The organism is Pseudomonas sp. MS19 (assembly GCF_013277615.1).
GTDB lineage: Bacteria > Pseudomonadota > Gammaproteobacteria > Pseudomonadales > Pseudomonadaceae > Aquipseudomonas > Aquipseudomonas marincola.
Genome location: NZ_VBTO01000012.1, coordinates 36,718 through 62,931, shown reverse-complemented (window position 1 = coordinate 62,931; position 26,214 = coordinate 36,718). Strand labels below are relative to the sequence as shown.

Here is a 26,214-nt window from a genome sequence, read left to right as displayed (position 1 = left end):
CAAGTTCTGACTTGGGCGTTGGCAAGGCAGGCCCCTACCCAAGTCAGGTATTCACGGTACAAAGGTGATTTTTGTTGTGGCTTAGATAGGCTCAGCCGTGCGCGCAAGCATCTGTTTAACCAGGCCGATGCGATCGAACTCGCGGTCGTGCGCGATTTCTTTGTCGCCAGCCAGCACCGAGCTTTCTGCGATGTACTTGCAGCGCTCAAAACGACGCGCCATGAACCGTTGCAGTTGCTGCTCGAGAGAGCCACCTGCAGTCAGTTCCTCACTGAGAACCACCGCATCTTCGATGGCCATGCCTGCGCCCTGCCCCAGATGTGGCGTGGTGGCGTGAGCCGCGTCACCAATCAGCAGAACGCGACCGCGATACCAAGGCTCATCGACAAACACCACTTCGAGCGGCTTGTAGACCACCTGTTCGCCATCGGTGATCTGCTCACGCAGCTCGCCGATCAAACCTTCGAAGCCGCTCAGGCGCTTGCGCATTTCAGTCGCCAGCACGCTCTTGTCCATCCACGGGTTGTTCGGCTCATGCGAGGTCACGAACATGTACATCAGGTCATCGGCCAGCGGCACCAGGCCAGCGTTGCCTGCCGGGCCCATATAGTTGGCCAGATGATCGATTTCTGCGGTGCGCGGGAAGTTGTAGCGCCAGACAGACTGGCCGGTGAAACGCGGCTGGTATTTATCGCCAAACAACAGACCGCGTACTTTCGAGAACAAACCATCAGCGCCAACCACCAGGCTGTAACGACCTTGCGTGCCATCGGTGAATTGCACGTTTACGCCGTCGGCATCCTCGTTGAGCGTTTCAACCGAAAGACCCAAACGCACCTGAGTGCCGAGCTCAATAGCGGTTTCGCTGAGCACTTTGTGCAGCGCAAGGCGTGAGATGCCCACGTTGGCCGGGTATTCCGGGCCTGCCAGACGCTGGCCGGGAATGCGTGCCAGCTGCTGACCGGAGGTGGTGTTGATGGTGACGTCTTCGAATGCATAAGCAGCATCGAGATAACCATCGAGAACGCCCAGCTTGGCCATTTCGCGAACAACGTTGCTCTGCTGGATGATGCCGACACCGTAGACAGTCCACTCTGCTTTAAGCTCGACCAGATCGACTGCAACGCCTTTGCGGCGCAGGGCGATTGCGGCGCACAGACCGCCAATGCCGCCACCTACGATTAATACCTTGTTCTCTGCACTCATGATGTTCTCACTCTTGTTCTTATGATCCGGGTTGGACGCCAAGTGCTGACCTTCAGGCGTGGTCATCTGCGCGTACGTGCTCCACCCAAGCTTTGTGGTTGAAGCATCGGGCCTTACCAGCAATTTGACTAATCGCATGTAAGGATGTGATGTATCGCAAAACGCGATACATCAATCACGACTCGCAGAAACTCAACTGAGCGGTATCCAGCACCAGCCAACCCTCATCAATCTGGTATTCAAGGGCACTCAACTGCTCACCAAGACACGGCCCGTAAACACACAGGCCGGACTCAGGAAGAAACTGGGCACCGTGGGCGTAGCAGATAATTCTCTGGCCATCGGCGGACATGAAACGGTCCTTGCGATACTCCAGGCGCACATCCAGATGCGGGCAACTGTTGCGGTAAAGCCGTACCTGGCCCTGATGCAATACCGCGAAAACGCTGTCTCGACCCTGGCCCAGCGGATCGAATCCGCGGGCCTGGCCTTCAGCCAATTCACTCGTCAGGCACAGAGCGACTCGCGCTGCACACATCGCTCAATCAGCCCTGCTTCGGCGGTGGTCCACCCGGCGCCCATTTCTCTTTCGAGGTAAACAGGAACAATTGCGAGTTGTCTGCCGAGAGCGGAGCCTGACGGGCGACCCACTCGTCATCGTGCTTGTCCATGTCGGCGTCGTACTCGATGTGGCAGCCCAACGGGCTGTTGAAGTACCAGAACCAGTTGGAGCCAAACAGGTGACGGCCAGGCCCCCAGAAACTGGTCCAGCCGCTTTGCTCGAAACGGCGTCCGGCGAGCAGTACTTCGGTGCCGCTGCCCATGTGGAAGGTGAAGTGCTCGCAGCCCTTCATGTGTGGCGGCGTCTGAATCATGAACAGGCAATGGTGATCGTCAGAGCCGGCTGGACGCATGAACGGGCCAGCGCCGATGAAGGTGTCGGTGGTGCGGAAACCCAAACGCTCGGCGTAGAACGCCTCTGCCTTGGCCACATCCGGAACGAAATACACAACGTGCGACAGCGTGCGTGGAATCGCCGGCATATCGAGGGTGATGCCTGGCTGATTAAGCGGGCGCTGAGGCGCATGGCCTGGCGCGTTGGTCAGATCGGCAGGGGCCGCGAATGCTTTGCGCACGGTGACCTGAAAACCAATCGCGAAACCCATGTCGTCGACACTGTATACCGAACCATCGGCGCCACGGGTGACGTCGCGATCACGGCCCAGCTCATCTGCAATGGCTTCGAGGTCGGCCGCATCAGCTACGCCATAGATGGTTTCGCGGATGGAAGGTGCCGGGCCAATTGCCGCCGGGAGCGAGGCGTCATCGGCTGCCCGAATAATGATTGCGGTGCCGTCCAGCGCTTCGAAACGACCGCCCTTCTCGTCCGCACCCACTGGGCTTAAACCGTAATCACGCAAACAATCTGTACAGGCTTGAATGTCATCGACGCCAAAGACCAGGGCGTCAAGGCCAATAATGTTCATGGCATACCACTCCATTGAAATTATGATCCGCATCCGTGGCTCAGTCGCCAGCGCATACGGTGGTGGAGGCCGGCTATATCCGACTGGTTGCAAAGATTGCGGGGGCTTAATGACGTTGACTAATCGCATGTTAGGATGCGACCTATCGACAAACGCGATACCTAACGCCGAACCGATCAGCGCTGGCTGCAGGGATCAATAATGAACACGGATTCACTTTCTTACTTGACGTACAACTGATTGCGCACGAAGGTATCGCAAAAATAAATACAACTCGCAGGCCCCTGCTATGCGCTTCAATCACCTGGACTTAAATCTGCTGGTTGCCCTCGACGTATTGCTTGAGGAGCAAAACATCACCCGTGCGGCCGAGCGCCTGCACATGACGCAGTCCGCAACCAGTGGGGTTCTCGGGCGTTTGCGCACATTTTTCGAAGACGACCTGCTGGTACAGGTCGGCCGCAAGATGCAGCCAACCCCCTACGCACTGGAACTGGCGAAACCGGTGCGCGAAGTGTTGATCACCATTCGCTCATCAATCACCACCAAGCAGGTCTTCGACCCCGGCACCAGCAAGCGCCACTTTCGCCTGGTGACGTCCGACTACCTGATCAGCGTGCTGTTTGCCCGCGTTATCCAGCAGCTGCAAAAGGAAGCGCCCAACGTCACCTTCGAGATGCTCGGCCCAAGCGACAATTCCGGTGAATTGCTGATTCGCGGCGAGGTTGATCTGATGATCGTGCCCGAACGCTACATCATCGAAGGCCACCCTTCGCAATTGCTCTTCGAGGAAGACCACGTCTGCGTGGTGTGTAAAGACAACACGAAAATTGGCGACAGCCTGTCACTTGAGCAGTACATGCAGATGGGCCATATCTCTGTGGGTTTTGGCCGAACACGGCACATGAGTATCGAGGACTGGTTCATGAGCCAGTACGGTTTCAACCGGCGAATCGAAGTCATCACCAACGACTTCAATACCCTGCCGCAGCTGGTGGTCGGCACCGAACGCATTGCCACCATGCACAAACGGCTTGCCGAACTGTACGCGACCTACCTGCCACTGCGTATTCTGCCAACGCCGGTGCAAGTACCGATCATGCGCGAATACATGCTCTGGCACCGCAGCATGGATGGCGACCCGATGCACCGCTGGATACGCGAACGCATCAGCCAGTGCATCCATAATTTTGATCAAAACAAGGCGGCTTGATGGCCAATTTGGCTGCGCGTGCTGGTATCTCACAGGCCAGCGCGCCGTTAGGTCATCGACCCGGCTCCGATATTGGTGAGGCGCTTGCCCTCTTCTTCAGAAAGCTGAGCTGAAACCCAATTAACGGCTAGCAAGGATCGGCATCTGCAAACCGGAGAATCTGGATGATCAACTTGCGCTATGAAACCAGCGCCAGTTAAACCAGCGGTCGCAAACTCGACGCTGCTGCAAATTGCGCAGGCGGGTATCGCGAATGCCGATACCTCGCATCCTTACTCACGATTGGCCAAATACCCGCGTCACTGCTTAACGTAGTTGCCCTGATAGTCCGTATTTGCCTGCCTGGCCGCGGACACTGCCTTTGCTCAGAATAAGGACAACAACAATGTTCCGTTACTTCCCCACCAATTATGTTTGGGACCTTTCTGTAAACCTGGCCATTGAGATGGGCGCGCGCATCGGCGAAATTGAAGAGATGTGCAAGCCGCTGGCTGAAGCGGCCAAGCAACCCGATGCGGCCGGTACTGCAGCGTTTCGTGCAACCTGGTCGAAAATGGCCGACAAACTCTGCAGCCTTGCTGAAGAAGACGAAGCTGCCGGTCGCCTGCTATCTGCCGGTGAGAAATACAACCGTGCATCCACTTATTACCTCACTGGCGAGCGCCTGCAAGCGCACGGCTCGGAAGGTCGCGCCGAACTGTACCAGCGGGTACTGACAACCTTTGCCCGTGGCATTGAACTGAGCAAAGAGAACTGCGAGCGCGTTGAAATCCCTTATGAAGGCGCCCACATCAGTGGCCTGCTGGTTCGCGCGGAAGGCGTTGAAGGTCCGGCGCCGCTGCTGGTTCAGGTCAATGGCCTGGATTCAACCAAGGAAATGAAATACCGTGTAGGCCTGCCTGCATGGCTGGCCAAACGTGGCGTCTCTTCGCTGATTATTGATCAGCCAGGCACCGGTGAAGCGCTGCGTCTGCACAACCTCACCGCTCGTTATGACACCGAACATTGGGCCAGCCGTGTGGTTGACTGGCTTGAAACCCGCGCGGATGTGGACTCCAAGCGGATTGGCATGGAAGGCGTTTCGCTGGGCGGTTACTACTGCCCGCGCGCGGTAGCCTTCGAACCCCGCTTCGCCTGCGGTGTAGTCTGGGGCGCCAACCACGACTGGCGCGACGTGCAAAAACGCCGCCTGGAAAAAGAAGGCAGCTTCCCGGTTCCGCATTACTGGGCGCATGTGCAGTGGGTATGGGGCGCCAAGGACATGGACGAGTTCATGACCATCGCCGAAAACGTCCATCTCGATGGCGTCCTGGATCGCATCAAGGTGCCGTTCCTGGTCACGCATGGCGAGAAAGACTCGCAAATCCCACTCAAGTGGGCCGAGCGCACGTATGAGCAACTGGTCAACAGCCCTAAGCGCGAGCTGAAAATCTTCACCGAGCGTACCGGTGGCGTACAACACTCAAGCTTCGACAACAGCATCAACGCCGGTCAGTACATCGCCGACTGGGTTGCAGAAACACTGGGCGGCCGCACCGCTTAAGCACTTTCTGCAACGCATAGAAAAGCCGAATCCCTTGGCGGGGATTCGGCTTTTTCGGGTCTGTTACAGCGCTTAGCTGGCGACTTTTGTAGCGTGAAACGAACTCATCTGCCAGCCTCTGGCCGTGCGTACCCACACCTGCGTCGCGAAACCTTCGCCACGCATGGCCTGATCACCGCCACGCTTTTGCAGCGTGTTGCACTGCGGGCCCGTCATGATGGCCAGATCATCGCCATAAAAACGAATGTCCAACGGGCCGCGTTCGATCGCCAGATACTGCACGGCGCTGCGGGCATATTCCAGATAGTCCGCCTTGCCCTGCACCAGCCCGGTGGTGTGCACGTACACCAGATCATCGGCAAACAACTCATTCACCGCCGTATAGTCTTCTTCAACCAATGCACGGCTGCGTTCTTTCTCCAGGGCCAGCAGTTGTTGTTGCGCACTCATTGTTGTTCTCCTTGATAGGTCTCGCCGACATGGCGACGCAGCACCATAGAGGCGCGACGCAGGCGCAAAAAAATCGTCTATCAGGATGGCAACTATCGCCACTTACGATACCCACTGCACGGTGGCTATCATCAGCGCGCCCTCCCCGTACCACGTGGCCTGCGGCTGATATTGAGCGGATCAATAGCCGCGCATCGATACAATCTGCTGGTCGCACAGCAGTTATTTACCTAGCGTGCCGCACATAACAATCAACCGAGCGAAATCGTTATGAGCGCCCTGCACCTGCACTGCCAAACCCTCTTCGACAGCACCGGCCTGGAAACACGTCAGCAGCAAACCCTGGTCGTGGAAAACGGCCTGTTCAGCTACGTCGGCCCAACCGCCAACGCACCGTCTGTAAAGCCAGGCGATAACGTAGTCGATGCCGGCGACAATTTCGTCATGCCGGGCCTGATTGACGTTCATACGCACTTGGCATTCGGTAACGCCCAGAGCGAAGAAGACATCGACATCTGGACCACTGACGAATTTCGCGCCCTGCGCGGCATGTTCTTCGCGCAGCACGTTGTCGCCGCCGGCGTGACCAGCATGGTCTGCCCCGGCGACAGCGGCCAGCTGAGTATTGCCGTGCGCAATGCCATCGCCGCTGGCATGTTCGAAGGTCCGCGCATTGCAGCAAGCAGCCGGGTAATCACCAACCGCCAAAGCCTTAACGACTGGTTCCCGAGCCGCGTCGGCGCGCCAGAATACTTCACCGCACGGCTGGTGACGAGCCGCAGTGAGGCGCTGGCAGAAATTCGTCGCCAAGCCAAAGACGGCGTAGACCTGATCAAAATCGCCATGGACGGCACCCATCGTCGGCCTAACGGCGAGATCATCGCGGCGTTCACCGCAGAAGAAACCTATGAAATGGTTGAGGAAGCGCATCGCCTCGGGTGCAAGGTGGCAACTCACGCCTACGGCCGCGAAGCGGTGATGTACGCCGCCAAAGCCGGTGTGGATCTGGTATTCCACGCGTTCTATATGGACGATGCCTGCATCGAGGCACTGCTCGAATCCGGCAGCATCCTTGCCCCGACCATGACCTTCCCGCAGAACACCGTGGATTTCTGCCAGCCACACGACCCGGCGATTACCACCGGTTACGCGGGCTACTGCGCCCGCACGCTTGAGGTTGGCAGTGAAGTACTGAAGCGTGCAAAAGCTGCGGGTATCCCGTTCGCCTGTGGCAGCGACAGTGGCTTTGCAGTAACGCCTTACGGCGAGTGGCACGCCCGCGAATTGGAGCTGCTGGTGAAGCGCCTCAATTTCACCCCAGCAGAAGCGCTTTATGCCGCCACAGCTGTCGGCTCGCGCTGCATGCCGCGCGGTGAAACCCTCGGCACTATTGAAGTCGGCAAGCAGGCAGATTTTCTGCTCATCGACGGCTCGCCGCTGCAAGACATCCGCATTCTGCAAGACCGCTCACGCCTCAAGGCCGTGTACAAAGGCGGCCAACTGATGAAGCAGCAGCGCACCCCGTATAACCCCAAGCAAGTCAGCGATTTCAACTCGCTTAAATGGACCGATCTATACACCCGCGACCGCGTCGCTGAACTTGGCAAGTGGAGTCTGTAAGCATGACCATCACCACGCTAGACCTGAAAACCGCCACCCAGTTAGCCAGCGCCGCCATTGCAGCATCGCACGAGCTGGATGTGAAACCATTGGCCGTTGCCGTGCTCGATGCCGCCGGGCATCCGCTGGCAGTGCTGCGCGATGAGCAGGCGAGTTTCCTGCGTCCGAAAATTGCCACCGGTAAGGCGCGTGGGTGTCTGGGCATGGGCTTCGGCGGGCGTGAACTGGCACGTCGCGCCCAGGCGATGCCGGCCTTCTTCGATGCCATCAACAGCCTCACCGACGGGGAAGTGATTCCCGTGGCCGGTGGCGTGCTGATCCGCAATAGCCAGGGTGCCCTGCTCGGCGCTGTTGGCATTAGCGGCGATACCTCGCACAACGATGAACGCTGCGCCCTGCAAGGCATTAGTGCAGTCGGTTTGGTTGCCGATACCGGTGACGCTCAGGCCTGATCCAGTTGCGCGGCCTGCTCAACCAGCAGGTCGCGAAACCAGGCCAACGCCGGATCGTTATCTTGATACGGATGCCACTGCATCACCTGCACCGCCTCTGGAAAAGCCAGCGGCGCTGGCAAGATCCTCAGCGCATAGCGCTGCGCAAACTGCTCAGCCTGGCGGCGGAACAAGGTCGCCACCCGGGCGGTGCCCACCACAAACTCCGGCATTAACGCAAAGCTCTCAAGCGCTACGCCAACCTTGCGTTCAATGCCTATTTCACTCAGGTGCGCCGCATCGAGTGCCAGATTGCGCCCTTCGGCAAACTCACGTACCACGTGTTCGGCAGCGCAATAAGCGGCCAACGTCATGCCGCCAGCAAACTGTTGTTGCTCACAGCAGACAATACAACAGAGCTGATCGCTGAGTAGTGGTGTTTGCGGATAGCCGGGATTCAAGCGTTGCTGCGGCACAATTACCAGATCGCTGCGACGATAATCCAGGGCTTCACTGACCACATCGCCATCGCGTGGCATCGGCAAGTCACGCAACTTCAAACTCACGCCCGGCGCCACGCGGGCAAGTTCACGACTGACCGCCGGCAGCAGCACCGCCGCCACATAATCCGACGCCACCAGGGTGAATTGCCGATTGCACATGGCCGGATCAAAGGTCATTGGCGCATCGACAATCTCACGCGCCAAGGTCAATGCTTCGCGCACTTTGGGCTGCAGTTGCAGCGCCAGCGCTGTCGGCTCAAGCCGTCGTCCGACTTGCACCAGCAACGGGTCATTGAAGTGCTCACGTAAGCGGCGCAACGCAGAACTGGTAGCCGATTGCCCGAGATGCAAACGCTCAGCCGCACGGCTGACATTGCACTCGCTGAGCAGCACATCAAGGGCGACCAATAAGTTAAGGTCAAGGTGGCGATAACGCATGCGGGCTCGGTTCCAGTAGCAGTGGTTGCACAGTGCGGTCGCTATGATTAGCTGATCGGGAAGTGGTTGCAACCATAGATGGCGGGCTTTTGCAGGCTCGTTGCGAAACGACTGTTGCAGCACGCAGACCATTGCGCCTAGCACAAACAAAACGGCGGATTGTTACGCCACAGTTAACAGTGATTTACATAAAGCGCTATTTAAAGCAGGACGCTGCCCGCCCATGATGCCGCCCGCTGTACAGACAGCCCCGACGTTTAGGCGTGACTGCACTGACGTCTTTATCGGCCACTCTTTCGGGGTGGCCTTTTTTATGGGCTGAAATCACTTGCAGATTATTACCTGCAAAGTAAGGGTATTTCAGCCCTTGCGCCCAGGATTCACCGCTGCGAGCACAGATATACCGGTGGAACTGTTGGGCGTGATCGACATAGTACAGCCCGAAAAAGTCGCTCATACCGGTTGTTTACCTGAGGTTTTTGATGACGCCAGACCAACGTTTTGCACGCTGGGTGCAAATCGCTATTGCAGCCCTGGCTTGCTGCTTTATCTACTTTCTCACCGCTGACTTGTTCATGCCTCTGACGCCGCAAGCTCAGCTCAATCGCTCGGTGCTCAAGCTCGCGCCGCGCATTGCCGGCCAGGTCATAGAAGTGGCCGTGACCAACAACCAACACGTTCACCCGGGGCAACTGCTGTTTCGGCTAGACCCGCAGCCCTTTGAAATTGAAGTGCAGCAGGCCCAACTGCAACTTGAGCAGGCCGAACAAGACAACGCTGAACTGGACGCGCAACTGGAGGCCGCCAAAGCGCAGGAAAAGGCAGCGCAAGCTCAGTCTGCGGATCTGGCGGCGCAGGCCAAACGTATGCAGCGGCTGATCGCCCGCCAACTGATCTCGAAACAAAACTACGAAACCCTCGACGCGCAACGCTTGATGGCAGTGGCCGAACTCAGCGCCGCACGCGCCAGAATTGGTGAACTAAAAGCCCGCCGAGGCAGCAGCGATAACGACAACTTGCACCTGCGTCAGGCCCGCAATGCACTACGTCGCGCTAAATTGAACCTGCAATACAGTGAAGTACGCGCTGAGCGCAGCGGCGTAGTCAGCAACTTGCAACTCACAGCGGGCACCTTTGTGGCCGCTGGCGCACCAGTTGCCGCCTTGGTGGAAGACAGCGTGGACATCATCGCCGACTTTCGCGAGAAAACGCTGCGTTATGTCAGCGCCAACACCCCTGCCGTTGTGGTCTTCGATGCGCGTCCGGGCGAGCGTTTCAGCGCTACGGTCAGCCACTTTGATGCGGGAGTTCGCGAAGGGCAAATAGAAGCCAACGGCCAACTGGCAGCGCCAGTGCAATCGGAGCGTTGGGTTCGCGATGCGCAACGCCAGCGTCTGCACCTGCAACTCAAGCAGACGCTCGACTTCACATTGCCGACCGGCGCCAAGGCCACAGTACAACTCAAACCCTTCGACAACCCACTCGCCAGCGCAGCTGCCGCTATGCAGATTCGCCTGATCAGCTGGCTGCACTATGTCTACTGAGCAAGCCGCTAACGGCGGCATTACGCCGGCTAAAACACTCAACGAAAATGACCTGCGCCAATGCTTGCGGATCGCCACAGGCGGCTGCCTGGCACTGTTGTCCTGCAAGCTGCTCAACCTGGAGTACGGCGCGTTCTTCTGCGTATATCCGATGTTGTTGCTTGGCTTGGCACCCAGAATCAATGCCCACCTGATCCGCCAGTTTTTTGCTCAAGGCATGCTCGTCAGTGTTGAGATCGCCCTGCTCTACGGACTGTTCGGCGGTCGTCCGCTGGTCATCACGCCGTTGATATTCCTGTCGTTCTGCTACCGCTTTGCGCTCATGGCCAAAGGCAATCACTTCATGTTTGGCGCACTTGGCGCGGTGTTTCTGTCGATCCAGCTGAATTTCGCCAGTTACCCGCAGACCGATGTCATAGACATGCTCGGCTACAACAGTTGGGCAATCTTGCAGGCCACTGCAATTGCCGTACTGATGTTTTATGTATTCCCCGACGCCGAGCCCAGACATGCACGGACGCCACCGAACAAAGACCTGCCCCGCCGCCGACACGAAGCCTTGCTTGGCGCCACGGTCGCCACGCTGTCGTTTGTTGTATTTCAGTGCCTGAACCTGCATGACTCGCTGTCCGCGCAGGTCGCGAGCATTCTGCTGCTGTTTCCCATGCACTGGAAAGGCTCGCACTTTGCAGGCAGAGTCCGCGCCAAAGGCACATTACTGGGCTGCGCAATGGCGCTGCTGATCATGCTGCTGCTCTACAACCACTACGACGTGCTGCCGCTGCTGATCATCATGGTATGGATAGCCGCCATGGTTTGCGCACGCTGGCACATGCTCGAAAATGGCGTGCCCGGCGTAGGCTTTGGCGCCCTGACCACCCTGGCCATTCTCTTTGGCCAATCGCTAACCCCTGAACACGACATCATGTACGCCACGCTCTACCGCCTGACTTCAGTGAGCCTGTCGGTACTGCTGACACTGTTCGCCGTGTTTATTGTTCATCGCTTGCTCAACAGATTTGAGGCGACCCGCCATTTCAGCCATTGAATAACTGACCTGCAGTCAGTCTGCTGGTCATGAACAAGCCGTAGTTATTGCCAAATAAGCAGGAATGCAGGGCTGCGTTTTCCATGCTGCTCAAGATGTGCGTGCGGACCACCGGCCAAACTAACTACCTGCCTTGCTCAACCGCATACCTCGCTACCCCACACCCTCCAGCACCACCCCTTCCAAACCCAGCACCTCACCCGCATCGGAATAAATGCCGCAGCCGCGTTCGAGCACCTGACGTTCGCTGCCATCGGCGCACATTAATCTGTAGCGCATAACAAATGCGCGGCCTTCGCCAATTCCCTGCTGGACTTCGTGCCACACGCGCTCGCGGTCTTCGCTGTGGATCAGGCTGTTGAAGGTCAGGCTGTTGCTGTCGACCAATTGCTGTGGCGCGAAACCGGTGAGTTGCAGGCAACCGGCGCTGACATATTCCATGCTCCAGTGACGATTATTGCGGCAGCGATAAACCATCAACGGCAGGCCATCCAGCAGATTGCTCAAGCTTCTGTGCCGGGCTTGCAATGCCTGGCGCTGGGGCATTTGCGCACTCATATCGCCAACGCTGGCAACAAAGCCTGAACCATGGCGGCGCAGCCTGACTTCCGCCCAGCACAACTCGCCCGAGCGGCGCAAATAACGCAGCAGCAACACCTGTGCTTCACGGCTGGCGCTGTCCAATGCCTGCTGCCAACGTGGTTGATCTTCAATATGCAAGAACTCGGCATGGCTGCGCTGCACGCACTCTGCTGCGGGATACCCGCTTAGCTCCTGCCAGCCGCGATTGAGCCGGAGCATGTGCCCGTGACGATCAAGGATCACCAGCGCCAGTGGTAGAGCATCAACGCACTCATCCCATTGCGCGTCGGCCACTTGCGCGGACCACCTGGCCAATCCTTGCTGCCAGGCTTGCTGCCAGACCTTAGCGAGATTCATGCCGGCTCTCCGCGTACAACACCCGGCAAGCCATGACGGTAGACCCAGGCGGCCATTTCCAACCGAGAGTGCAAGCCCAGTTTACCCAGCAGATGCTTGACGTGAATCTTCACAGTGCCGTCGCTGATGCCCAGTTGGCGGGCGATCAATTTGTTGCTCATGCCCTCGGCGATCAATACCAATGTTTGCAGCTCACGGTCGGTCAGCCCCACCGCGGTTGCTGCGGGTAGCGGTTCGGCGTCGCGCAAGCCACTGGCGAGCAACCCCAGCAGCATTGGGTCCAACGGCGCGCGGCCAGTGCGACATGCCTGCAGGGTGTCGAGCAATACTTCCGGCTCGCGGTCTTTGAGCAAATAACCATCCGCACCGGCATGCAGCGCCGCGAGTAAGTCATCTCGCGCATCCGATGCGGTGAGCACCAGCACGGTGGTATCTGGCAGCTCGGTTTTCAACGCGCCAAGCGTAGCCAATCCACCCAGACCGGGCATATGCCAATCCAGAAGAATCATGTCTGGCTGCAGTTCACGGGCCAGTTGCAGGCCTGTTTGCCCTTCGCTGGCCATGCCAATCACCTGATAATCACCGTTAGCAGCCAATAATTCGGCTAGCCCGCGACGCATTAATGGATGGTCATCAATCAGCAGTACACGCCAGGGTTTATTCATCCTCGCCTCCAGTACAGTTGAATGCAGGTGCCTTGCGGCTGTTGCGTGAGTATTTGCAAATGCGCGCCGATTGCGGCGGCGCGCTCACGCATGATGCGCAGGCCGAAATGGCCATCAGCGACAATATTCGCTGGAATGCCGACACCGTCATCGCACACCCTAACGTCTATATCCGCGCCGTTGAGCAGGTGCAGGCTGAGCTGAACGTTACGAGCATGAGAGTGGCGCACCACGTTGGCCAGCGCCTCTCGGATAATCTGCAGCACCTGGAGTTCGGCTTCGCTGCCAAGCACATCGTTGCTCAGCCGGTTGTCGAGAGTGAACACACAACTGCTGCGGCGGGAGAATTCTTCGACGGTGGCCTCAAGCGCCTGGCGAAGGGTTCGTCCGTCCATGGTCAGGCGCGCCGTGCTGATCAGTTCACGTACTTGTCGATGCATCACCTGCAGGGTCTGGCGCAGATCGACCAGCATGGCTTCGGCCTGCCCGTTGGTGGGTGCCTGAGCAATAATCGCCTGCAAGCGGCACGCGCGGATTTGCAGGTAACTCAATTGCTGGGCAACGTTGTCGTGCAGCTCGCGGGCCAGCACGCCACGCTCAGCTGCCAGTTCGCGGCGACGTAACTGGCGATCCTGATAAAACGCCCGGAGCACCTGCGCCAACTGCTCAGCCACCGCGGTTAATTGCTGAAAGGCCGAACGCCCCGGCGCGCTCGGGTAAGCCAGCACCAGCAAAGCCTCGCGCTCGTCTGCCAGATCCAGTCGACAAACCAGATGAAACCGCTTTTCCTGCAAGCAAATCTGGCACAGCGCTGCATTTGGCCCTGCGTTGCCGCCGGTGGCGCCATGCAGCGGACAGTCTGCCAGGGCGCCAACGCTGCCCAACGCCCGCCAACCGCTCTGCTGCGGTAACAACAGCAATGCATCGCGGCCGCCCAGCACCGCAGGCAGCAACCCAAGCAACTCTTGCAGGGGCGCATCACTGCCCGCCTGCTGCATGAGTCGCAGCGGCAGCAGGTGCATCGTACTTTGCCACTCGAGCCAACGGGTTCTGGCCCGGCCGCGCCAGTCGCTCCAGAAAAAGCCGCGCCTGGGACTTGATAACAACATTCGCACTCCTACGCGTAATGCCCATCACGCTTCGCAGAGCAAGTTCCATGCCCTGCATCCGACACCCTCGCCTCCGCACGAACAGGAAAGAATAATTCCTTGCAAGAACATTGATTCTTGTCTTTTCCCGCCCGGCCGATGCGCAGTAAACGCACCAACAGCAAGCGCCTTTGCTTGTTTTTGTTGCACCGCTGTCATTGCTCCAATGCCGGACTACCCACAACTGGGTATCCCCAAAAGGAGAGTTTCCTTGCAGGCTGATTCCACTAATTTATTTCCCACAGAGAAATTTTGTTTCTCCTAAATCGTTTACACACTCTTCAGGAGAGTCACTATGCCAACACGTATTGCGATCATCGGAGCTGGCCCATGCGGCCTCGCTCAACTGCGTGCTTTTCAATCTGCTGCAGCCAAGGGTGCCGAGATTCCGGAGTTGGTGTGTTTCGAGAAACAGGCGGACTGGGGCGGACTGTGGAATTACACCTGGCGCACTGGGCTGGATGAGCATGGCGAGCCGGTGCACGGCAGCATGTATCGCTATCTGTGGTCCAACGGACCCAAAGAATGCCTTGAGTTTGCCGACTACACATTTGATGAGCATTTCGGCCGCCCTATTGGCTCCTATCCGCCGCGGGAAGTGCTCTGGGATTACATTCAGGGCCGGGTAGTCAAAGCCGGCGTGCGTCAGTACATCCGCTTCAATACCGCTGCGCGCATGGTTGAATTCGACGAAGCCAGCGGCTTGTTCAACGTCACTGTGCACGATCACAGCAAGGACCTTACCTACAGCGAAAACTTTGATTACGTGATCTGCGCCAATGGCCATTTCTCGACGCCCAACGTTCCCCACTTCGAAGGTTTCGAGCATTTCGGCGGACGTGTTCTGCATGCCCACGATTTTCGCGATGCGCTGGAGTTCAAGAACAAAGACGTATTGATCGTTGGCAGCAGCTATTCCGCCGAAGACATCGGCTCACAGTGTTACAAGTATGGCGCCCGCTCCATCACCAGTTGTTATCGCAGTGCGCCAATGGGCTACAAATGGCCGGCAAACTGGGAAGAGAAGCCGTTGCTGCAACGCGTACAAGGCAACACGGCGTACTTCGCCGACGGCAGCCACAAACACATCGACGCGATCATTCTCTGCACCGGTTATCAGCATCACTTTGCCTTCTTGCCTGAGTCGCTGCGCCTGCGCACCAACAACCGTCTTTGGCCGCTGAATCTGTACAAAGGCATCTTCTGGGAGCCCAATCCGAAGCTGCTGTACCTCGGCATGCAAGACCAGTGGTACAGCTTCAACATGTTCGATGCCCAGGCCTGGTATGCCCGCGATGTGATTCTGGGGCGCATTGCCTTGCCCGATGCAGCCACTCGTTTAGCCGACGATCAGGCTTGGCGCGCCCGTGAAGACCAATTGCAAACCGCACAGGAAATGTTCGAGTTTCAGGGGGCGTATATCGAGCAACTGATCGATGCAACTGACTACCCGAGCTTTGATATCTCGGCGGTTAACCAGACCTTTCTGGAATGGAAGCACGACAAGTACGAAGACATCATGGGCTACCGCAACAAGTGCTATCGCTCATTGATGACCGGCACCGAAGCCGCTCCGCACCACACGCCATGGCTGGAAGCACTGGACGACTCACTCGCCAGTTATCTGGCTGAGCCCGCCGTCATGAAAAACGTCGGCTGACCCATGCTCATCACCCAACCGCCAAGCCAGCAAGCACAGGACGGCCCTATGAACATGCCCGCCATTTCACGCCCGTTCGAACCGGCGCTGTTTGCCCGTGAGCCTGCGCGCGAACGTCATCGCGTTGCACCGGACGGACTCACGGTGATCGCACTGCAAGCGGGTGATCGCTTGCAGGTGATTGATGTTGAGGGCGATCAAGAGGCGCATCTGCTCGCCTTCGACACTCAGGGTCGCGTGGCGCTCAGTGCGCTGGGGCTTGGCAGTGACCCGGCGGCGAACTACATCTCCACGTTGCTGGCAAACGGCAGCGGCGATTCGGTCCAGATGCGCCTGGGGCTGGCGCGCTACGCGATTGATTGCAACCAACTGCCAGCAGCCGCAACGCTTTGGCCAGCACAATCGCCCGCCGGTTACAGCCGCCTGTTTACCGCCAGCGATACATTGGTGGTGCTTATCGCGGCGCCGGGCGGCCTCACAGCGGTCGACAGCCAGCAGCGCCCAAGCGAACTGCAGTTGCTGATTCACCGCAACAATCCACGCAGTATCCTGACGCCACCGTTGCCTACCCCGTTGGCTGAGGTGGTTGACGAGTTCACCCTGAGGCCCGGCACTGCCAATGCATATACCGTGACTGCCGGGCAGTATATTCAGGTACTCGATGTGGCAGGCCGGCAGTGCTCCGACTTTGTCGCGCTGGATCGCCGGGGCCTCGACCGGGGCCGCGAAATTGAACTCGACCCCACCGTGACCCGCACGCTGAATGGCAACGCCTATCCAGGCCCGGGGCTGTTCAGCAAGTTTTTCGATCGTGATATGCAGCCCATGCTTGAAGTGGTTCGTGACACGGTGGGTCGCCACGACACCTTCGGCCTCGCCTGCACCGCGCGCCACTACGAAAACATGGGCTACTTTGGTCACGACAATTGCAGCGACAACATCAGCCGCGCCCTCGCCGCATATGGCTCACAGCCTCGCGCGGGCTGGGCCGCCATCAACTTCTTCTACAACACCGCAGTCGATGCCCACCAGCAGTTGACCTTCGACGAGCCGTGGTCGCGTCCTGGCGATTACGTCTTGCTGCGCGCCATGAATGATCTGGTGTGCGCGAGCAGTTCCTGCCCAGACGACATCGACCCGGCAAATGGCTGGCAGCCAACGGACATTCACATCCGCGTTTACAGCGCAAAGGAGCGTTTTAGTATCGCCATGGCCACTCGAAAAACTCCAGACTCCGAACCAGTTCTCACCCGCGAGAGCGGATTCCATGCCGCCACCTCGGCGCTGACCAGCAACTTCATCGACTACCGGGGCTGGTGGACACCGACGCATTACCACGGCTTTGGCGCCATTGAGGAATACCACGGCTGCCGCGAGCGAGTGGCGGTGATGGATCTCTCGGCGCTGCGCAAGTTTGAGGTGATCGGGCCGGATGCCGAAGCGCTGCTCAACTATTGCCTGACCCGTGATGTGCGAAAACTGGCAGTAGGCCAGGTGGTCTATTCAGCCATGTGTTACGAGCACGGCGGCATGCTCGACGACGGCACGCTGCTGCGTCTGGGAGCGGATGCGTTCCGCTGGATCTGTGGCGAAGACTACGCCGGCGTCTGGCTGCGCGAACAGGCACAGAAGCTGGGCATGAAGGTCTGGGTCAAATCGGCCAGCGAGCAAATCCATAACGTTGCCGTGCAAGGGCCGAAAAGCCGCGAACTGCTCAGCCAGATGATCTGGACACCTGCAACCCAGCCATCCCTCGGTGACCTTGGCTGGTTCCGCTTTCTCACGGGTCGCCTTGATGGCTACAACGGCGTGCCGCTGATGGTCTCCAGAACAGGTTATACCGGCGAACTTGGCTATGAGGTGTGGTGCCATCCGAACGATGCGCAGCAGGTCTGGAGCCGGCTTTGGGAGCTGGGTGAGCCTCTCGGTCTGGTGCCACTTGGGCTCGACGCACTGGACAGCCTGCGCATCGAGGCCGGGCTGATCTTTGCAGGCTACGAATTCTGTGACCAGACCGACCCCTTTGAAGCCGGCATCGGCTTCTGTGTCCCGCTGAAATCCAAACAGGATGACTTTATCGGCCGCGACGCACTGCTTCGGCGCAGCGCTCACCCGCAACGCAAGTTGGTGGGTTTGATTCTCGAAGGCAACGAACAGGCCCATCACGGCGATTGCGTGCACGTTGGCCGCGCGCAGGTCGGGGTGATTACCAGTGCCACCCGCTCACCGCTGTTGGGCAAGAATATTGCACTGTGCAAGCTGGACGTCGGGTACTGCGAACCTGGCTGCACAGTGCAGATCGGCAAGCTCGACGGCCAGCAAAAGCGCATCAACGCCACGGTGGCCGCCAGCACAATCGCCTACGACCCGGAGAAAACCCGCGTGCGCAGCTGAGTTGGCGGCGCAGCCATCTTCATATTGCTCAGGGAGTAGCGGTAAATGGGGTTCAGGGATCAATCCAAAGCACTCGCCAATGAGCTTTGTCTGTTCATCGCTCAATTGCAGCGCGATGAACCGGGCACGCTAAAGACACAAGCCACGTTGCAGCGCCACCCTGCACTGCTGACGGCGTTGGGCCAGTTGAGCCAACGCTGGCAGCAGCGTCAACAACTGCTAAAGGCCAGCGCAGACCAGCCTGCTCCTCCGTGCAATGCAGCTGAGTATCAGCAATTGCTTGAGCAGTTGGCTTGCCAGCAGCAGAAAACCAGCGAACTTGAGCAGCAATTAGCCGAGTGCAACCGTGAGCTTGCGCAGAACGCAGCGTATCAGCGCCAGTGGCAGCAGGACGAACAGGCCTGGTCGCTGACCAAACAGACCCTCACCGAGGGATGCTGGGATCTGCGGGTGGTCAACGGAGACGCTGATCATCCGGACAACCTGATTAGTTGGTCCGAGCAGTTTCGCAGCCTGATCAGTTACAGCAAGGCGGAGTTCGCCGATGGCTGGGACAGTTTCTTTGCCGTGGTAAACCCCGACGACCTGAAACACGTGATGCAGGTGTTTGCCGACTTCATCCGTGACCCCAAAGGCCAGCGCGCTTATGTAGTCGAGTACCGCATGCAGCACAAAACCCGAGGTGAAACCTGGTACCGCGAGCGCGGCAGTTGCCTGCACGACGCTAACGGCGTGTTACTTCGGGTGATCGGCGCGGTGCGCGATATCAGCGATGAGAAAGCCGCCGACGCCTTGCGCCAACGTGAACAGGCGAGCATTCAGAACACTTACGGCCAGATCGCCAAGGTGGCTGGCGCGATCAAGGGCGTAGCAGATCAAACCAATCTGCTGGCACTCAACGCTGCAATTGAGGCCGCCCGCGCTGGGGAGCAGGGTCGCGGTTTTGCCGTGGTGGCAGACGAGGTGCGCAATCTTGCCCGGCGCACCCAGGAGTCGGTCGGTCAGATCCAGAACATGCTGCAAGAACAGCAGTGAATGCACAGCGAACCAAGATCAGGCGCGCGCGTACAACAACGATCACAAACAGGGCAGCAGTATCAAGAACCAGCTTCAAGAAAGAATCATAAATCATTGATAAATAGACAATCATAAAAATGGCACAAGCTTTGCTAATTCCCAGTGAGAACTTTTTATAACTCACGGTAAAAGCCTAAGGGCACGCTTACAACTCTCGATCTGCCGAACAAACCTAATCCTAAAAATTGCATCGAGGACTCAGCAATGGAACGAGCAACCCCCACACTGGAAGAGCTGAACACGCTCATACAGATGTCCGGCACCATCAATATGGAGATTTTTTATTGGTGGTGTATTGCCTTGATGGTGATCATTCACGCCGGCTTTCTTTCGTATGAGATTGGTGCATCGCGCCTGAAAAACGTGCTGACCGCCGGGGTCAAAAACATCCTGGCGTTCGCCTTCATCGTTCCCACCTTCTATTTTTTCGGCTGGTTCATCTACAACGGTTTCGCCAACGGTTTCACCCTCGACATGGAAGCTGCCGCAGCTGCCCTGCCGTGGAGTGGTTCGATGGGGCCGAACATCAGCGATAACGCGACGGGGATTTTCTGGGGCGCGTTCGCATTGTTTGCTGCCACTACTGCCTCGATCATGTCTGGGGCACTGATCGAGCGCACACGTATGAGCGCGTTCATTGTGCTGGCGATTATTCTGGGCTCGGGCGTTTGGATTCTCGGCGCCGCGTGGAGCTGGCATCCAACAGGTTGGCTGACCACTCAGTGGGGCTTCCATGACGTGGGTGCAGCGGGTTGCGTTCACACCATTGCCGGTTTCTTTACTCTGGGTGTAGTGATCAACGTTGGCGCACGCATCGGCCGCTTCAATGCAGACGGCAGCGCCAACGCCATTGCCGGCCACAGTATGCCGATGAGCGTGATTGGCCTGATGTTGGTAATCGTCGGTTTCTTCGGTTTCCTCGGCGGCTGCATCATCTACAACATCGGCGGCCAGTGGACCAACATCTACGGCCAGCCAACCACCCTGTCGGCGTTCGCCTTCAACACACTGATGGGCTTTGCCGGTGGTTTGATCGGTGCTTACCTGACCACGCGTGAACCGTTCTGGATGATGTCGGGCGGCCTCATCGGCATTGTCTCGGTGGCACCTGGCCTCGACGTTTACTACCCGCCGTTGGCTTATGTAATCGGTATGGGCGTGGCAGCAGCGGCTCCGCTGGTTCACAAGTACCTGGTAAAACGTCAGATCGACGATGCAGTGGGCGCTTTCGCCGTACACGGTTTCGGCGGTTTCGCGGGCATCGTCATCAGCGGCATCTTCCTCTCGGGCTACCCGAATATGGGTGAAGGCGTACCGCCGGTGAACTTCCTTGGCCAGGTCGGCGGCGCATTGGTACTCGCCGTACTCGGTTTCGTACCGGGCTACCTGATTTCCCTGGCGATGAAAAAGGCCGGCGTCCTGCGTGTGCCTGCACATGCTGAAGAGCGCGGTCTGGACCTCACCGAAGTACCGGCCGAAGCGTATCCGGAGTGGGCACTTACCGGCGCCAGCACCACTTACATCAGCACCGAAACAGCCGCTCCAAGCGTCATCAGCGCAGAAGCCAAACCTGTTTAAACCACTTAACGCGCGGTGCCAGCACCGCGCGACACACTGAGGAGAACGCCCATGAGCAGTCCTATCACCAGTTGGGAAGGTGCGAGCAGCGTCTTCACCTTCGCCGACAAGCCCGGCGTAATGGCTCTAATTCTGGTGGTCGCCGTTGCCGTCACGGTGGCAGCCATCTGGATCACCGTGCGTCACGAGAAGCACAGCTACAACAGCCCCATGACCAAGAAGTAACTCCCTCCAGGCCGGCACACATCTGTGCCGGCTCACTCGGACAGCGCTATGTTCAACCCTGTTTTTCGCCTCGAAACACCTCTTGATCTCGGCCTCAAGGCCATCGCTTTCAGCCTGCATGCGTTGAATAATCAGCAATACAGCGCCATGTTGAAGCAGCGCTTGGCTCGCCTGTGCAAGCATTTCGATATGCAGCACTGCCTGCGTCAGACCCAAGGTTTCAATGGCCTGCGCCTGCGCATGGGGCGCTCGCCGAAACGCTACCCCGCCTCACCGCTGGCCCTGCTCGACCAGTATCTGCGCAAAGGTTCGCTGCGCGGCGTCTCACCGGTTGTTGACCTGTACAATCAATGGTCCCTCAACAGCGGCTTGTCGATCGGCGCCCATGACCTCAGGCATGTGCAGTTACCCGTCAGCCTCACCCTGAGTCATGGCACCGAGCTTTTTCAGGGGCTTGGCAGCGATACGCAGCAAAGGTTACCGGCTGGCGAATACGCGTATATCGACGCTAACAATCAGGTGCTGTGCCGCATGGACTATCGCCAGTGCGCCAACACCGCGTTGAGCACAGACAGCACCGATGTGCTGTTTATCGTGCAGGGTAATCCAGACACCTGCCCGGATTACCTCGAGCAAATGGCCAGCGCTCTGAAGGCCGATCTCGCCCTCTGCTGCCAGGGCAATGTCAGCCAGGTAGCCTGAACTGCGGTCTAGCGCACCATGTGCGGGCAAACAAAAGGCGCTGCATGAGCGCCTTTGAGGTTGAGCCTTAATCGAGCAGAGCGTTCTACACCGCGGTGCTGCTGCTCACCAGCTTGAGTCCAATCACCCCGCCAACAATCAACGCCAGACAGCCAATACGCGCCAGATGTGCCGGCTCGTTAAGAACTGCAATGCCATAGATCGCCGTACCGACTGCACCAATCCCGACCCATACCGCGTAGGCGGTGCCGATTGGCAGCGTACGGGTGGCCAGCGACAACAGATACAAGCTGATAATGATGAACACTGCGCAATAAACACTGGGCCACAAGCGCGTGAAGCCCTCTGTGCGCGGAATGATGGCGGCATAACAGATTTCACTTAGCCCGGCGCACAACAAAAAAAACCAACCACTGCTGATACTGCTGAACATATCGACTCCCTGCGGATATTGATGCAGATCACGCGCACTCAAGGCCCGGATTTTCACCGTGCAGAGTGTGCTGCGATCGCGGTCTGGGCCTGAAAAACACAAGGCGCACTCACCGAGCACGCCTTGTTGACTTATCGATTAGTGGCTTGCGTTTCAGCCCTTGGCGGTACGCTTGGTTTTCTCCGGGTCATCAAACGGCAGCGTGTGGGCAATCGCATCGACCTGCACGCTACCTTTGACCTTGAGTGCGCAGCCTTGCTCGGCATAAGGCACGTCCAGTCGCGCAATAGCCATCGATTTGCCGGTGAGGCGTGAATACATCGCACAGGTAATCAAGCCCACCTGTTTGCCGTCTGCCCACAACGTATCGCCCTCCGCTGCCGCTTGATCACCCTCAAGCAGCACGCCAAAAATCTTCAGCCGTTCCTTGCCTTTCAGGCGTGCGTGCTCAAGCCCGCCGCGGAACTCGCCCTTGGTTGGCGACACGGTGAAATCCAAGCCCAATTCCCACAAAGTGTCGCCCGCCGGTTGATCGGCAAACGGGTATTTCTCCGAGTTGTCGTAAGGGAAGAACAGCAGCGAGCTTTCTACACGCAACCAGTCGAGCGTGGTGAATGCGCACGGGATAATTCCCAGTGACTTACCTTGTTCGAGAATCGTGTCCCAGATCAGTGGCGCGTCGGCCGCCTTGCAGAAGATTTCGTAGCCGCGCTCACCGGTATACCCCGTGCGCGAGATCATCACCGGGCAACCGAAAAGCTTGGTCTGCACATGGTGAAAATAAGCCAGATCGCGAATCCCGGGTACGTGCTCGGCGAGGAAGTCGACAGCCAGCGGGCCTTGCAACGACAAGTCGTGCAGGTCATCGTCAAACAGCACCGAGACCTGACGCCCTTGCGCCCAGCGCACCAGCATCTCGTAACCATTACCGGCGCCATGCACCACCATGAATGCATTCGGGCCGGTGCGATAGATCACGCAGTCATCAACAAATTTGCCGCCTTCACTGAGCAGCGTGGCGTATACCGACTTACCCGGATAGATCTTGGAAATATCACGGCTGGTGGCGTATTCGAGCAGTGATTCTGCATGCGGCCCGACGTAATGCACCTTGCGCAGGCCGGATACATCCATCAGGCCTGCGCGTGTGCGGATCGCCTCATGTGCGTCTGCCAGATCGACCGCCTCGTAAGTCCACGCGGTGCCCATACCATTCCAGTCTTCAAGTTTGGAACCCAGTGCCCGGTGCCGCTCGGCAAGGGCGGAAATACGCCAGGAATTGGCCATCTTGTTCTCCTTTGACAGTGTAAAGAGCCGCAGCCCAATGACTGCGACGCAGATGAATCAGGCGACAACGACTTCGGGGTCGTACTGGCTCAACCAGTCGACCACGAACTGCCGGTACAGGGTCATGCCTTTGTAGTCGGCGATGGCATCCGGCAGATCCCGCAATACCCGATGCAGGCGGCACGCCCAGGCCGGATTAGTGGCCAATTCTTCGAGGCTGATCAGGTAGGTACGGATGCCAAACAACAACGCGTTACTGCGCGGCAAACGGGGCATGAACTGCAACTCAACCCGCAGGTGCACCATGCTCGCGACGTTCTCGGCGTTGACCAGCGCGCGCTCATGCCCCCACTCGTGATACGTCTCGGATGAGGTGTCCATGCGCGGATTGACCGTCAGCGTCCAGTTCAGTCGGCGCACCGGGCGGTCCACCTGAATGTTCAGCAAGTACTTCAATGCCCGCTCGAATACCCCCATCTGATGGGCCATCGGTACCGGGGCGTGCCATTGGGTGAAGCTCATGCCGGCATCAAACTTGATCGACCAGTCCGCCGGACAAGTGACCATGCCGGCATCCATGAACAGGTTGCCGTCGCGCTGATCCAACAGTGCGAAATCACCCTGGGTCTGGCGTGTGATGTACTCCAGCGGCTCGCAGGGCAATGTATCGGCGTCGTCAAAGGTGAACGCTTGCTCAATCCCCAGCGGCCGGTTGATCCAGGTCCAGCGGTCACCTTCGCGGCTGAGGCTGAAATGCTCCGGGTAGTCTGCAGCCATGTGCGTCATCAGCATTTCCAGCGTGTCCCAGGCTGCGGTTGCCATGTGCGGCATGACCAGACAGCGCTCAGGGTCGCGTTCAAGAACGATGCTGCGCTCAGCCATTTCAGACAAATAGTGCTCGTCTATATCAAACCAGTGGCTGAATACCGAGCCCGGCTCCCGGGGCGTGGCCGGCTCGATATTCACCGAGTACATGTAGTTGTCTTCCGGGAATGGAAACGGAAAGCGGCTGATGGCCTGAGCGCTGTTGTGATAAGTGAAATCGTCGCGGTAGCTTTCGAGCGGTTTGAACATAACGGACATAACAGGCTCCTAAAGATCAAGCAGTAACGCGCTGCCGCAAAGGCCACGCGAGACACACGGCATGACGGTGTTGCTGCGCTCAGTTGCAGACAAATAGGCATCTCGGTGTTCAACCGCACCGTCCAGGTAGGCAACGGCGCACTGCCCGCAGACACCGCCGCGACACAGGTTGGGAATCTCCACGCCAGCCTGCTCCAGCGCTTCGAGCAGGCTTGAGTCACTGGCGACCTCGACCGTCAGGCCGCTGCGTGCCAGATTGGCCACAAACGGATGCCCAGGCTCGGGGGCGGCAAACACCTCCCAATGCACCCGGCTTTCAGGCCAGCCCAGTTGCTCAGCGTGGGCGCGAACGCCATCGATCAGGCGCTGCGGCCCGCACACATAAACGTGTGTGCCAAGCGCCTGGCTGGCGAGTAGCGTGGCCAGATCAAGTGCCTGGCCTTGTATTGAGTCGTAGGTCTGCAGCCGCGTGCCGAGACTCTCGCGCAGGCTGTCGAGGTAGGCATCGGTAAAGCCGCCACGGAAGGCGTAATGCAAGCTGTAACTGGCAGCCCGCGCTTGCAGCTCCGGCAAGTAGGAGAGAAACGGCGTAATACCGATGCCACCGGCGATCAACAGGTGATGGCGGGCTTGCGAGTTGGGCGCAAACAGATTTGCCGGTGGCGATACCTGAAGCAGGTCACCCGCCTTCACCTGTTCGTGCATATAACGCGAGCCGCCTCGTGACTCATCCTGCAAGCGCACAGCAATTCGGTAGTGCTGCGTCTGTGCAGGGTTGCTCAATAATGAGTAGGCATTACGCACGCTGCGCTCGCCCACTGGCATGTGCACCACGACGTGGCTGCCAGACGAAAAACCGGGCAATGCGCCGCGCACCGGCTCAAAGGTGAACTCGCGAATCACCGGAGTAATTTGCGTCACCGCGGCGACTCGCACTTCAATCGGTGAGTTCATGACCGCACCTCCCCGCGCACGTTGTTTGGGTCCAGGCAAACGCCCATGTACGCGCCGAGGCGCTGGGAGAAATGTGCGCGAACCAGCAGGTTGACGCCGCAATTGGCGCAGGCCACCTCGGTCTGATCAGCAATGTCCTGCAGCGCACTGCAATGCACGCAATACAACTGGCGCCGGGAGCCTGCACAGAACAGTTCGATTTCCTCATTGAGCATGCCGGCGTGGCGGGCAATCTCGCGGCACTGCCAGATAAACGCCTCGTCGCCGCACAGATACAAACGTGTGCCGACCGGCGCACTGCGCAGCGCGGCGTGTAGCATCTGTACAAGTTCAGCCTGACTGGCGGCCACTTGCAGTGCATCACTGGCAGTTCCCGTGCCGCCAATAGCCACCACCTGTAGCGGTTGAGCGTGCGCCTGCAGTTCGCTGATAAGCGCTTCTACCGGCGACTGATCGAGTGCTTGCGCAACCACCAGTCGACGCGTCGCAACCTTCGAATCAGGCTGGTTCTGGTAGACCGGTGTACTGAACAGCGGCTGTACCGCGTGCGTAGTCATGAAACGCCTCCTTTGCATCGCACCAACGC

General features: G+C 58.5%; 25 protein-coding genes and 1 pseudogene. 13 read left to right on the top strand and 13 right to left on the bottom strand.

Annotated features, from left to right (window positions below):
- Positions 1–81: 81 nt before the first annotated feature.
- The 3 genes from FEZ62_RS12790 to FEZ62_RS12780 all read right to left on the bottom strand — a co-directional run bounded on the left by FEZ62_RS12790 (position 82) and on the right by FEZ62_RS12780 (position 2,693).
- A complete protein-coding gene (locus FEZ62_RS12790; protein WP_172928143.1) occupies positions 82–1,206 on the bottom strand; it encodes an FAD-dependent oxidoreductase in 1,125 nt (374 codons plus the stop codon).
- 175 nt (positions 1,207–1,381) lie between these two features.
- Entirely contained in the window at positions 1,382–1,744 is a 363-nt protein-coding gene (locus FEZ62_RS12785; RefSeq protein WP_172927988.1) for a Rieske 2Fe-2S domain-containing protein, read from the bottom strand.
- A gap of 7 nt (positions 1,745–1,751) precedes the next feature.
- On the bottom strand, positions 1,752–2,693 hold the full coding sequence (locus tag FEZ62_RS12780; protein ID WP_172927980.1) for a VOC family protein: 942 nt from the start codon (positions 2,691–2,693) through the stop codon (positions 1,752–1,754).
- A 289-nt stretch (positions 2,694–2,982) separates the two neighbouring features.
- Here FEZ62_RS12780 and FEZ62_RS12775 point away from each other — a divergent pair, with 289 nt between their 5' ends.
- Complete coding sequence (locus FEZ62_RS12775) at positions 2,983–3,906, top strand: LysR family transcriptional regulator (protein ID WP_172927978.1); 924 nt, start codon at positions 2,983–2,985, stop codon at positions 3,904–3,906.
- A gap of 385 nt (positions 3,907–4,291) precedes the next feature.
- The gene (locus tag FEZ62_RS12770) at positions 4,292–5,449 is read left to right on the top strand and encodes a prolyl oligopeptidase family serine peptidase (protein WP_172927976.1); all 1,158 of its coding nucleotides are present in this window, start codon (positions 4,292–4,294) and stop codon (positions 5,447–5,449) included.
- Between the two features lie 72 nt (positions 5,450–5,521).
- On the opposite strand, the gene FEZ62_RS12765 is transcribed toward FEZ62_RS12770, so the two are convergent.
- The gene (locus tag FEZ62_RS12765) at positions 5,522–5,899 is read right to left on the bottom strand and encodes a nuclear transport factor 2 family protein (protein ID WP_172927973.1); all 378 of its coding nucleotides are present in this window, start codon (positions 5,897–5,899) and stop codon (positions 5,522–5,524) included.
- Positions 5,900–6,169: 270 nt separating this feature from the next.
- On the opposite strand from FEZ62_RS12765, the gene FEZ62_RS12760 reads away from it, so the two are divergent.
- Positions 6,170–7,519 carry an amidohydrolase family protein gene (locus FEZ62_RS12760; RefSeq protein ID WP_172927971.1) on the top strand — a complete coding sequence of 450 codons (1,350 nt, stop codon included), beginning with the start codon at positions 6,170–6,172 and terminating at the stop codon, positions 7,517–7,519.
- Between the two features lie 8 nt (positions 7,520–7,527).
- A complete protein-coding gene (locus FEZ62_RS12755; protein ID WP_172928141.1) occupies positions 7,528–7,971 on the top strand; it encodes a heme-binding protein in 444 nt (147 codons plus the stop codon).
- On the opposite strand, the gene FEZ62_RS12750 is transcribed toward FEZ62_RS12755, so the two are convergent.
- Positions 7,962–8,891, bottom strand: coding sequence for a LysR family transcriptional regulator (locus tag FEZ62_RS12750; protein ID WP_172927969.1), 930 nt, complete (start codon positions 8,889–8,891; stop codon positions 7,962–7,964). The genes FEZ62_RS12755 and FEZ62_RS12750 overlap by 10 nt on opposite strands.
- Positions 8,892–9,373: 482 nt before the next feature.
- On the opposite strand from FEZ62_RS12750, the gene FEZ62_RS12745 reads away from it, so the two are divergent.
- Positions 9,374–10,435: an HlyD family secretion protein gene (locus tag FEZ62_RS12745; protein WP_172927967.1), complete on the top strand. Its 1,062-nt coding sequence runs from the start codon at positions 9,374–9,376 to the stop codon at positions 10,433–10,435.
- Positions 10,425–11,483 (top strand): DUF2955 domain-containing protein, encoded by a 1,059-nt coding sequence (locus FEZ62_RS12740; protein WP_172927965.1) that lies wholly within the window; start codon positions 10,425–10,427, stop codon positions 11,481–11,483. The genes FEZ62_RS12745 and FEZ62_RS12740 overlap by 11 nt, the downstream gene beginning before the upstream one ends.
- Before the next feature lie 153 nt (positions 11,484–11,636).
- Here FEZ62_RS12740 and FEZ62_RS12735 read toward each other — a convergent pair whose 3' ends face one another.
- From FEZ62_RS12735 to FEZ62_RS12725, 3 genes are read right to left on the bottom strand one after another with little or no spacing between them, the layout of a single operon-like run.
- Positions 11,637–12,422 carry a PAS domain-containing protein gene (locus FEZ62_RS12735; RefSeq protein ID WP_172927963.1) on the bottom strand — a complete coding sequence of 262 codons (786 nt, stop codon included), beginning with the start codon at positions 12,420–12,422 and terminating at the stop codon, positions 11,637–11,639.
- Complete coding sequence (locus FEZ62_RS12730; RefSeq protein ID WP_090511581.1) at positions 12,419–13,087, bottom strand: response regulator; 669 nt, start codon at positions 13,085–13,087, stop codon at positions 12,419–12,421. The genes FEZ62_RS12735 and FEZ62_RS12730 overlap by 4 nt, the downstream gene beginning before the upstream one ends.
- Positions 13,084–14,196, bottom strand: coding sequence for an ATP-binding protein (locus FEZ62_RS12725; RefSeq protein WP_172927956.1), 1,113 nt, complete (start codon positions 14,194–14,196; stop codon positions 13,084–13,086). Before FEZ62_RS12725 ends, FEZ62_RS12730 begins: the two co-directional genes overlap by 4 nt.
- A 334-nt stretch (positions 14,197–14,530) precedes the next feature.
- Here FEZ62_RS12725 and FEZ62_RS12720 point away from each other — a divergent pair, with 334 nt between their 5' ends.
- The 7 genes and pseudogenes from FEZ62_RS12720 (at position 14,531) to FEZ62_RS12695 (ending at position 21,871) form a co-directional block, all read left to right on the top strand.
- On the top strand, positions 14,531–15,895 hold the full coding sequence (locus FEZ62_RS12720; protein WP_172927954.1) for an NAD(P)/FAD-dependent oxidoreductase: 1,365 nt from the start codon (positions 14,531–14,533) through the stop codon (positions 15,893–15,895).
- Positions 15,896–15,943: 48 nt separating this feature from the next.
- Positions 15,944–18,289 carry an aminomethyltransferase family protein gene (locus FEZ62_RS12715; RefSeq protein ID WP_172927952.1) on the top strand — a complete coding sequence of 782 codons (2,346 nt, stop codon included), beginning with the start codon at positions 15,944–15,946 and terminating at the stop codon, positions 18,287–18,289.
- Positions 18,290–18,334: 45 nt separating this feature from the next.
- Positions 18,335–19,063 (top strand): annotated as a pseudogene (locus FEZ62_RS12710) (PAS domain-containing protein); the annotation flags it as partial.
- Positions 19,046–19,324 carry a methyl-accepting chemotaxis protein gene (locus FEZ62_RS20870; protein WP_345940446.1) on the top strand — a complete coding sequence of 93 codons (279 nt, stop codon included), beginning with the start codon at positions 19,046–19,048 and terminating at the stop codon, positions 19,322–19,324. The pseudogene FEZ62_RS12710 and the gene FEZ62_RS20870, both read left to right, overlap by 18 nt.
- Before the next feature lie 246 nt (positions 19,325–19,570).
- On the top strand, positions 19,571–20,944 hold the full coding sequence (locus FEZ62_RS12705) for an ammonium transporter (RefSeq protein WP_172927948.1): 1,374 nt from the start codon (positions 19,571–19,573) through the stop codon (positions 20,942–20,944).
- 51 nt (positions 20,945–20,995) lie between these two features.
- Positions 20,996–21,169, top strand: a complete 174-nt coding sequence (locus FEZ62_RS12700) for a hypothetical protein (protein ID WP_170860584.1) — start codon at positions 20,996–20,998, stop codon at positions 21,167–21,169.
- Positions 21,170–21,217: 48 nt separating this feature from the next.
- Complete coding sequence (locus FEZ62_RS12695; RefSeq protein ID WP_172927946.1) at positions 21,218–21,871, top strand: phenylalanine--tRNA ligase beta subunit-related protein; 654 nt, start codon at positions 21,218–21,220, stop codon at positions 21,869–21,871.
- A gap of 85 nt (positions 21,872–21,956) precedes the next feature.
- Here FEZ62_RS12695 and FEZ62_RS12690 read toward each other — a convergent pair whose 3' ends face one another.
- The 5 genes from FEZ62_RS12690 to FEZ62_RS12670 all read right to left on the bottom strand — a co-directional run bounded on the left by FEZ62_RS12690 (position 21,957) and on the right by FEZ62_RS12670 (position 26,185).
- Complete coding sequence (locus FEZ62_RS12690; RefSeq protein ID WP_090511565.1) at positions 21,957–22,304, bottom strand: multidrug efflux SMR transporter; 348 nt, start codon at positions 22,302–22,304, stop codon at positions 21,957–21,959.
- A 153-nt stretch (positions 22,305–22,457) separates the two neighbouring features.
- The gene (locus FEZ62_RS12685) at positions 22,458–23,591 is read right to left on the bottom strand and encodes an aminomethyltransferase family protein (RefSeq protein WP_172927944.1); all 1,134 of its coding nucleotides are present in this window, start codon (positions 23,589–23,591) and stop codon (positions 22,458–22,460) included.
- Positions 23,592–23,648: 57 nt separating this feature from the next.
- On the bottom strand, positions 23,649–24,674 hold the full coding sequence (locus tag FEZ62_RS12680) for a DUF3445 domain-containing protein (RefSeq protein WP_172927941.1): 1,026 nt from the start codon (positions 24,672–24,674) through the stop codon (positions 23,649–23,651).
- 9 nt (positions 24,675–24,683) lie between these two features.
- Positions 24,684–25,628 (bottom strand): PDR/VanB family oxidoreductase, encoded by a 945-nt coding sequence (locus tag FEZ62_RS12675; RefSeq protein ID WP_172927939.1) that lies wholly within the window; start codon positions 25,626–25,628, stop codon positions 24,684–24,686.
- Entirely contained in the window at positions 25,625–26,185 is a 561-nt protein-coding gene (locus tag FEZ62_RS12670; RefSeq protein WP_172927937.1) for a dimethylamine monooxygenase subunit DmmA family protein, read from the bottom strand. Before FEZ62_RS12670 ends, FEZ62_RS12675 begins: the two co-directional genes overlap by 4 nt.
- Positions 26,186–26,214: the final 29 nt, after the last annotated feature.

What these genes read in the sequence shown, in the direction of transcription:
- FEZ62_RS12730 (WP_090511581.1), bottom strand. Translation starts at nt 13,087, where the DNA reads ATGAATAAACCCTGGCGTGTACTGCTGATTGATGACCATCCATTAATG.
- FEZ62_RS12680 (WP_172927941.1), bottom strand. Translation starts at nt 24,674, where the DNA reads ATGTCCGTTATGTTCAAACCGCTCGAAAGCTACCGCGACGATTTCACT.
- FEZ62_RS12725 (WP_172927956.1), bottom strand. Translation starts at nt 14,196, where the DNA reads ATGTTGTTATCAAGTCCCAGGCGCGGCTTTTTCTGGAGCGACTGGCGC.
- FEZ62_RS12715 (WP_172927952.1), top strand. Translation starts at nt 15,944, where the DNA reads ATGAACATGCCCGCCATTTCACGCCCGTTCGAACCGGCGCTGTTTGCC.
- FEZ62_RS12750 (WP_172927969.1), bottom strand. Translation starts at nt 8,891, where the DNA reads ATGCGTTATCGCCACCTTGACCTTAACTTATTGGTCGCCCTTGATGTG.
- FEZ62_RS12735 (WP_172927963.1), bottom strand. Translation starts at nt 12,422, where the DNA reads ATGAATCTCGCTAAGGTCTGGCAGCAAGCCTGGCAGCAAGGATTGGCC.
- FEZ62_RS12695 (WP_172927946.1), top strand. Translation starts at nt 21,218, where the DNA reads ATGTTCAACCCTGTTTTTCGCCTCGAAACACCTCTTGATCTCGGCCTC.
- FEZ62_RS12775 (WP_172927978.1), top strand. Translation starts at nt 2,983, where the DNA reads ATGCGCTTCAATCACCTGGACTTAAATCTGCTGGTTGCCCTCGACGTA.
- FEZ62_RS12675 (WP_172927939.1), bottom strand. Translation starts at nt 25,628, where the DNA reads ATGAACTCACCGATTGAAGTGCGAGTCGCCGCGGTGACGCAAATTACT.
- FEZ62_RS12770 (WP_172927976.1), top strand. Translation starts at nt 4,292, where the DNA reads ATGTTCCGTTACTTCCCCACCAATTATGTTTGGGACCTTTCTGTAAAC.
- FEZ62_RS12670 (WP_172927937.1), bottom strand. Translation starts at nt 26,185, where the DNA reads ATGACTACGCACGCGGTACAGCCGCTGTTCAGTACACCGGTCTACCAG.
- FEZ62_RS12790 (WP_172928143.1), bottom strand. Translation starts at nt 1,206, where the DNA reads ATGAGTGCAGAGAACAAGGTATTAATCGTAGGTGGCGGCATTGGCGGT.
- FEZ62_RS12720 (WP_172927954.1), top strand. Translation starts at nt 14,531, where the DNA reads ATGCCAACACGTATTGCGATCATCGGAGCTGGCCCATGCGGCCTCGCT.
- FEZ62_RS12705 (WP_172927948.1), top strand. Translation starts at nt 19,571, where the DNA reads ATGGAACGAGCAACCCCCACACTGGAAGAGCTGAACACGCTCATACAG.
- FEZ62_RS12745 (WP_172927967.1), top strand. Translation starts at nt 9,374, where the DNA reads ATGACGCCAGACCAACGTTTTGCACGCTGGGTGCAAATCGCTATTGCA.
- FEZ62_RS12780 (WP_172927980.1), bottom strand. Translation starts at nt 2,693, where the DNA reads ATGAACATTATTGGCCTTGACGCCCTGGTCTTTGGCGTCGATGACATT.
- FEZ62_RS12690 (WP_090511565.1), bottom strand. Translation starts at nt 22,304, where the DNA reads ATGTTCAGCAGTATCAGCAGTGGTTGGTTTTTTTTGTTGTGCGCCGGG.
- FEZ62_RS12760 (WP_172927971.1), top strand. Translation starts at nt 6,170, where the DNA reads ATGAGCGCCCTGCACCTGCACTGCCAAACCCTCTTCGACAGCACCGGC.
- FEZ62_RS12740 (WP_172927965.1), top strand. Translation starts at nt 10,425, where the DNA reads ATGTCTACTGAGCAAGCCGCTAACGGCGGCATTACGCCGGCTAAAACA.
- FEZ62_RS12765 (WP_172927973.1), bottom strand. Translation starts at nt 5,899, where the DNA reads ATGAGTGCGCAACAACAACTGCTGGCCCTGGAGAAAGAACGCAGCCGT.
- FEZ62_RS12700 (WP_170860584.1), top strand. Translation starts at nt 20,996, where the DNA reads ATGAGCAGTCCTATCACCAGTTGGGAAGGTGCGAGCAGCGTCTTCACC.
- FEZ62_RS12785 (WP_172927988.1), bottom strand. Translation starts at nt 1,744, where the DNA reads ATGTGTGCAGCGCGAGTCGCTCTGTGCCTGACGAGTGAATTGGCTGAA.
- FEZ62_RS12685 (WP_172927944.1), bottom strand. Translation starts at nt 23,591, where the DNA reads ATGGCCAATTCCTGGCGTATTTCCGCCCTTGCCGAGCGGCACCGGGCA.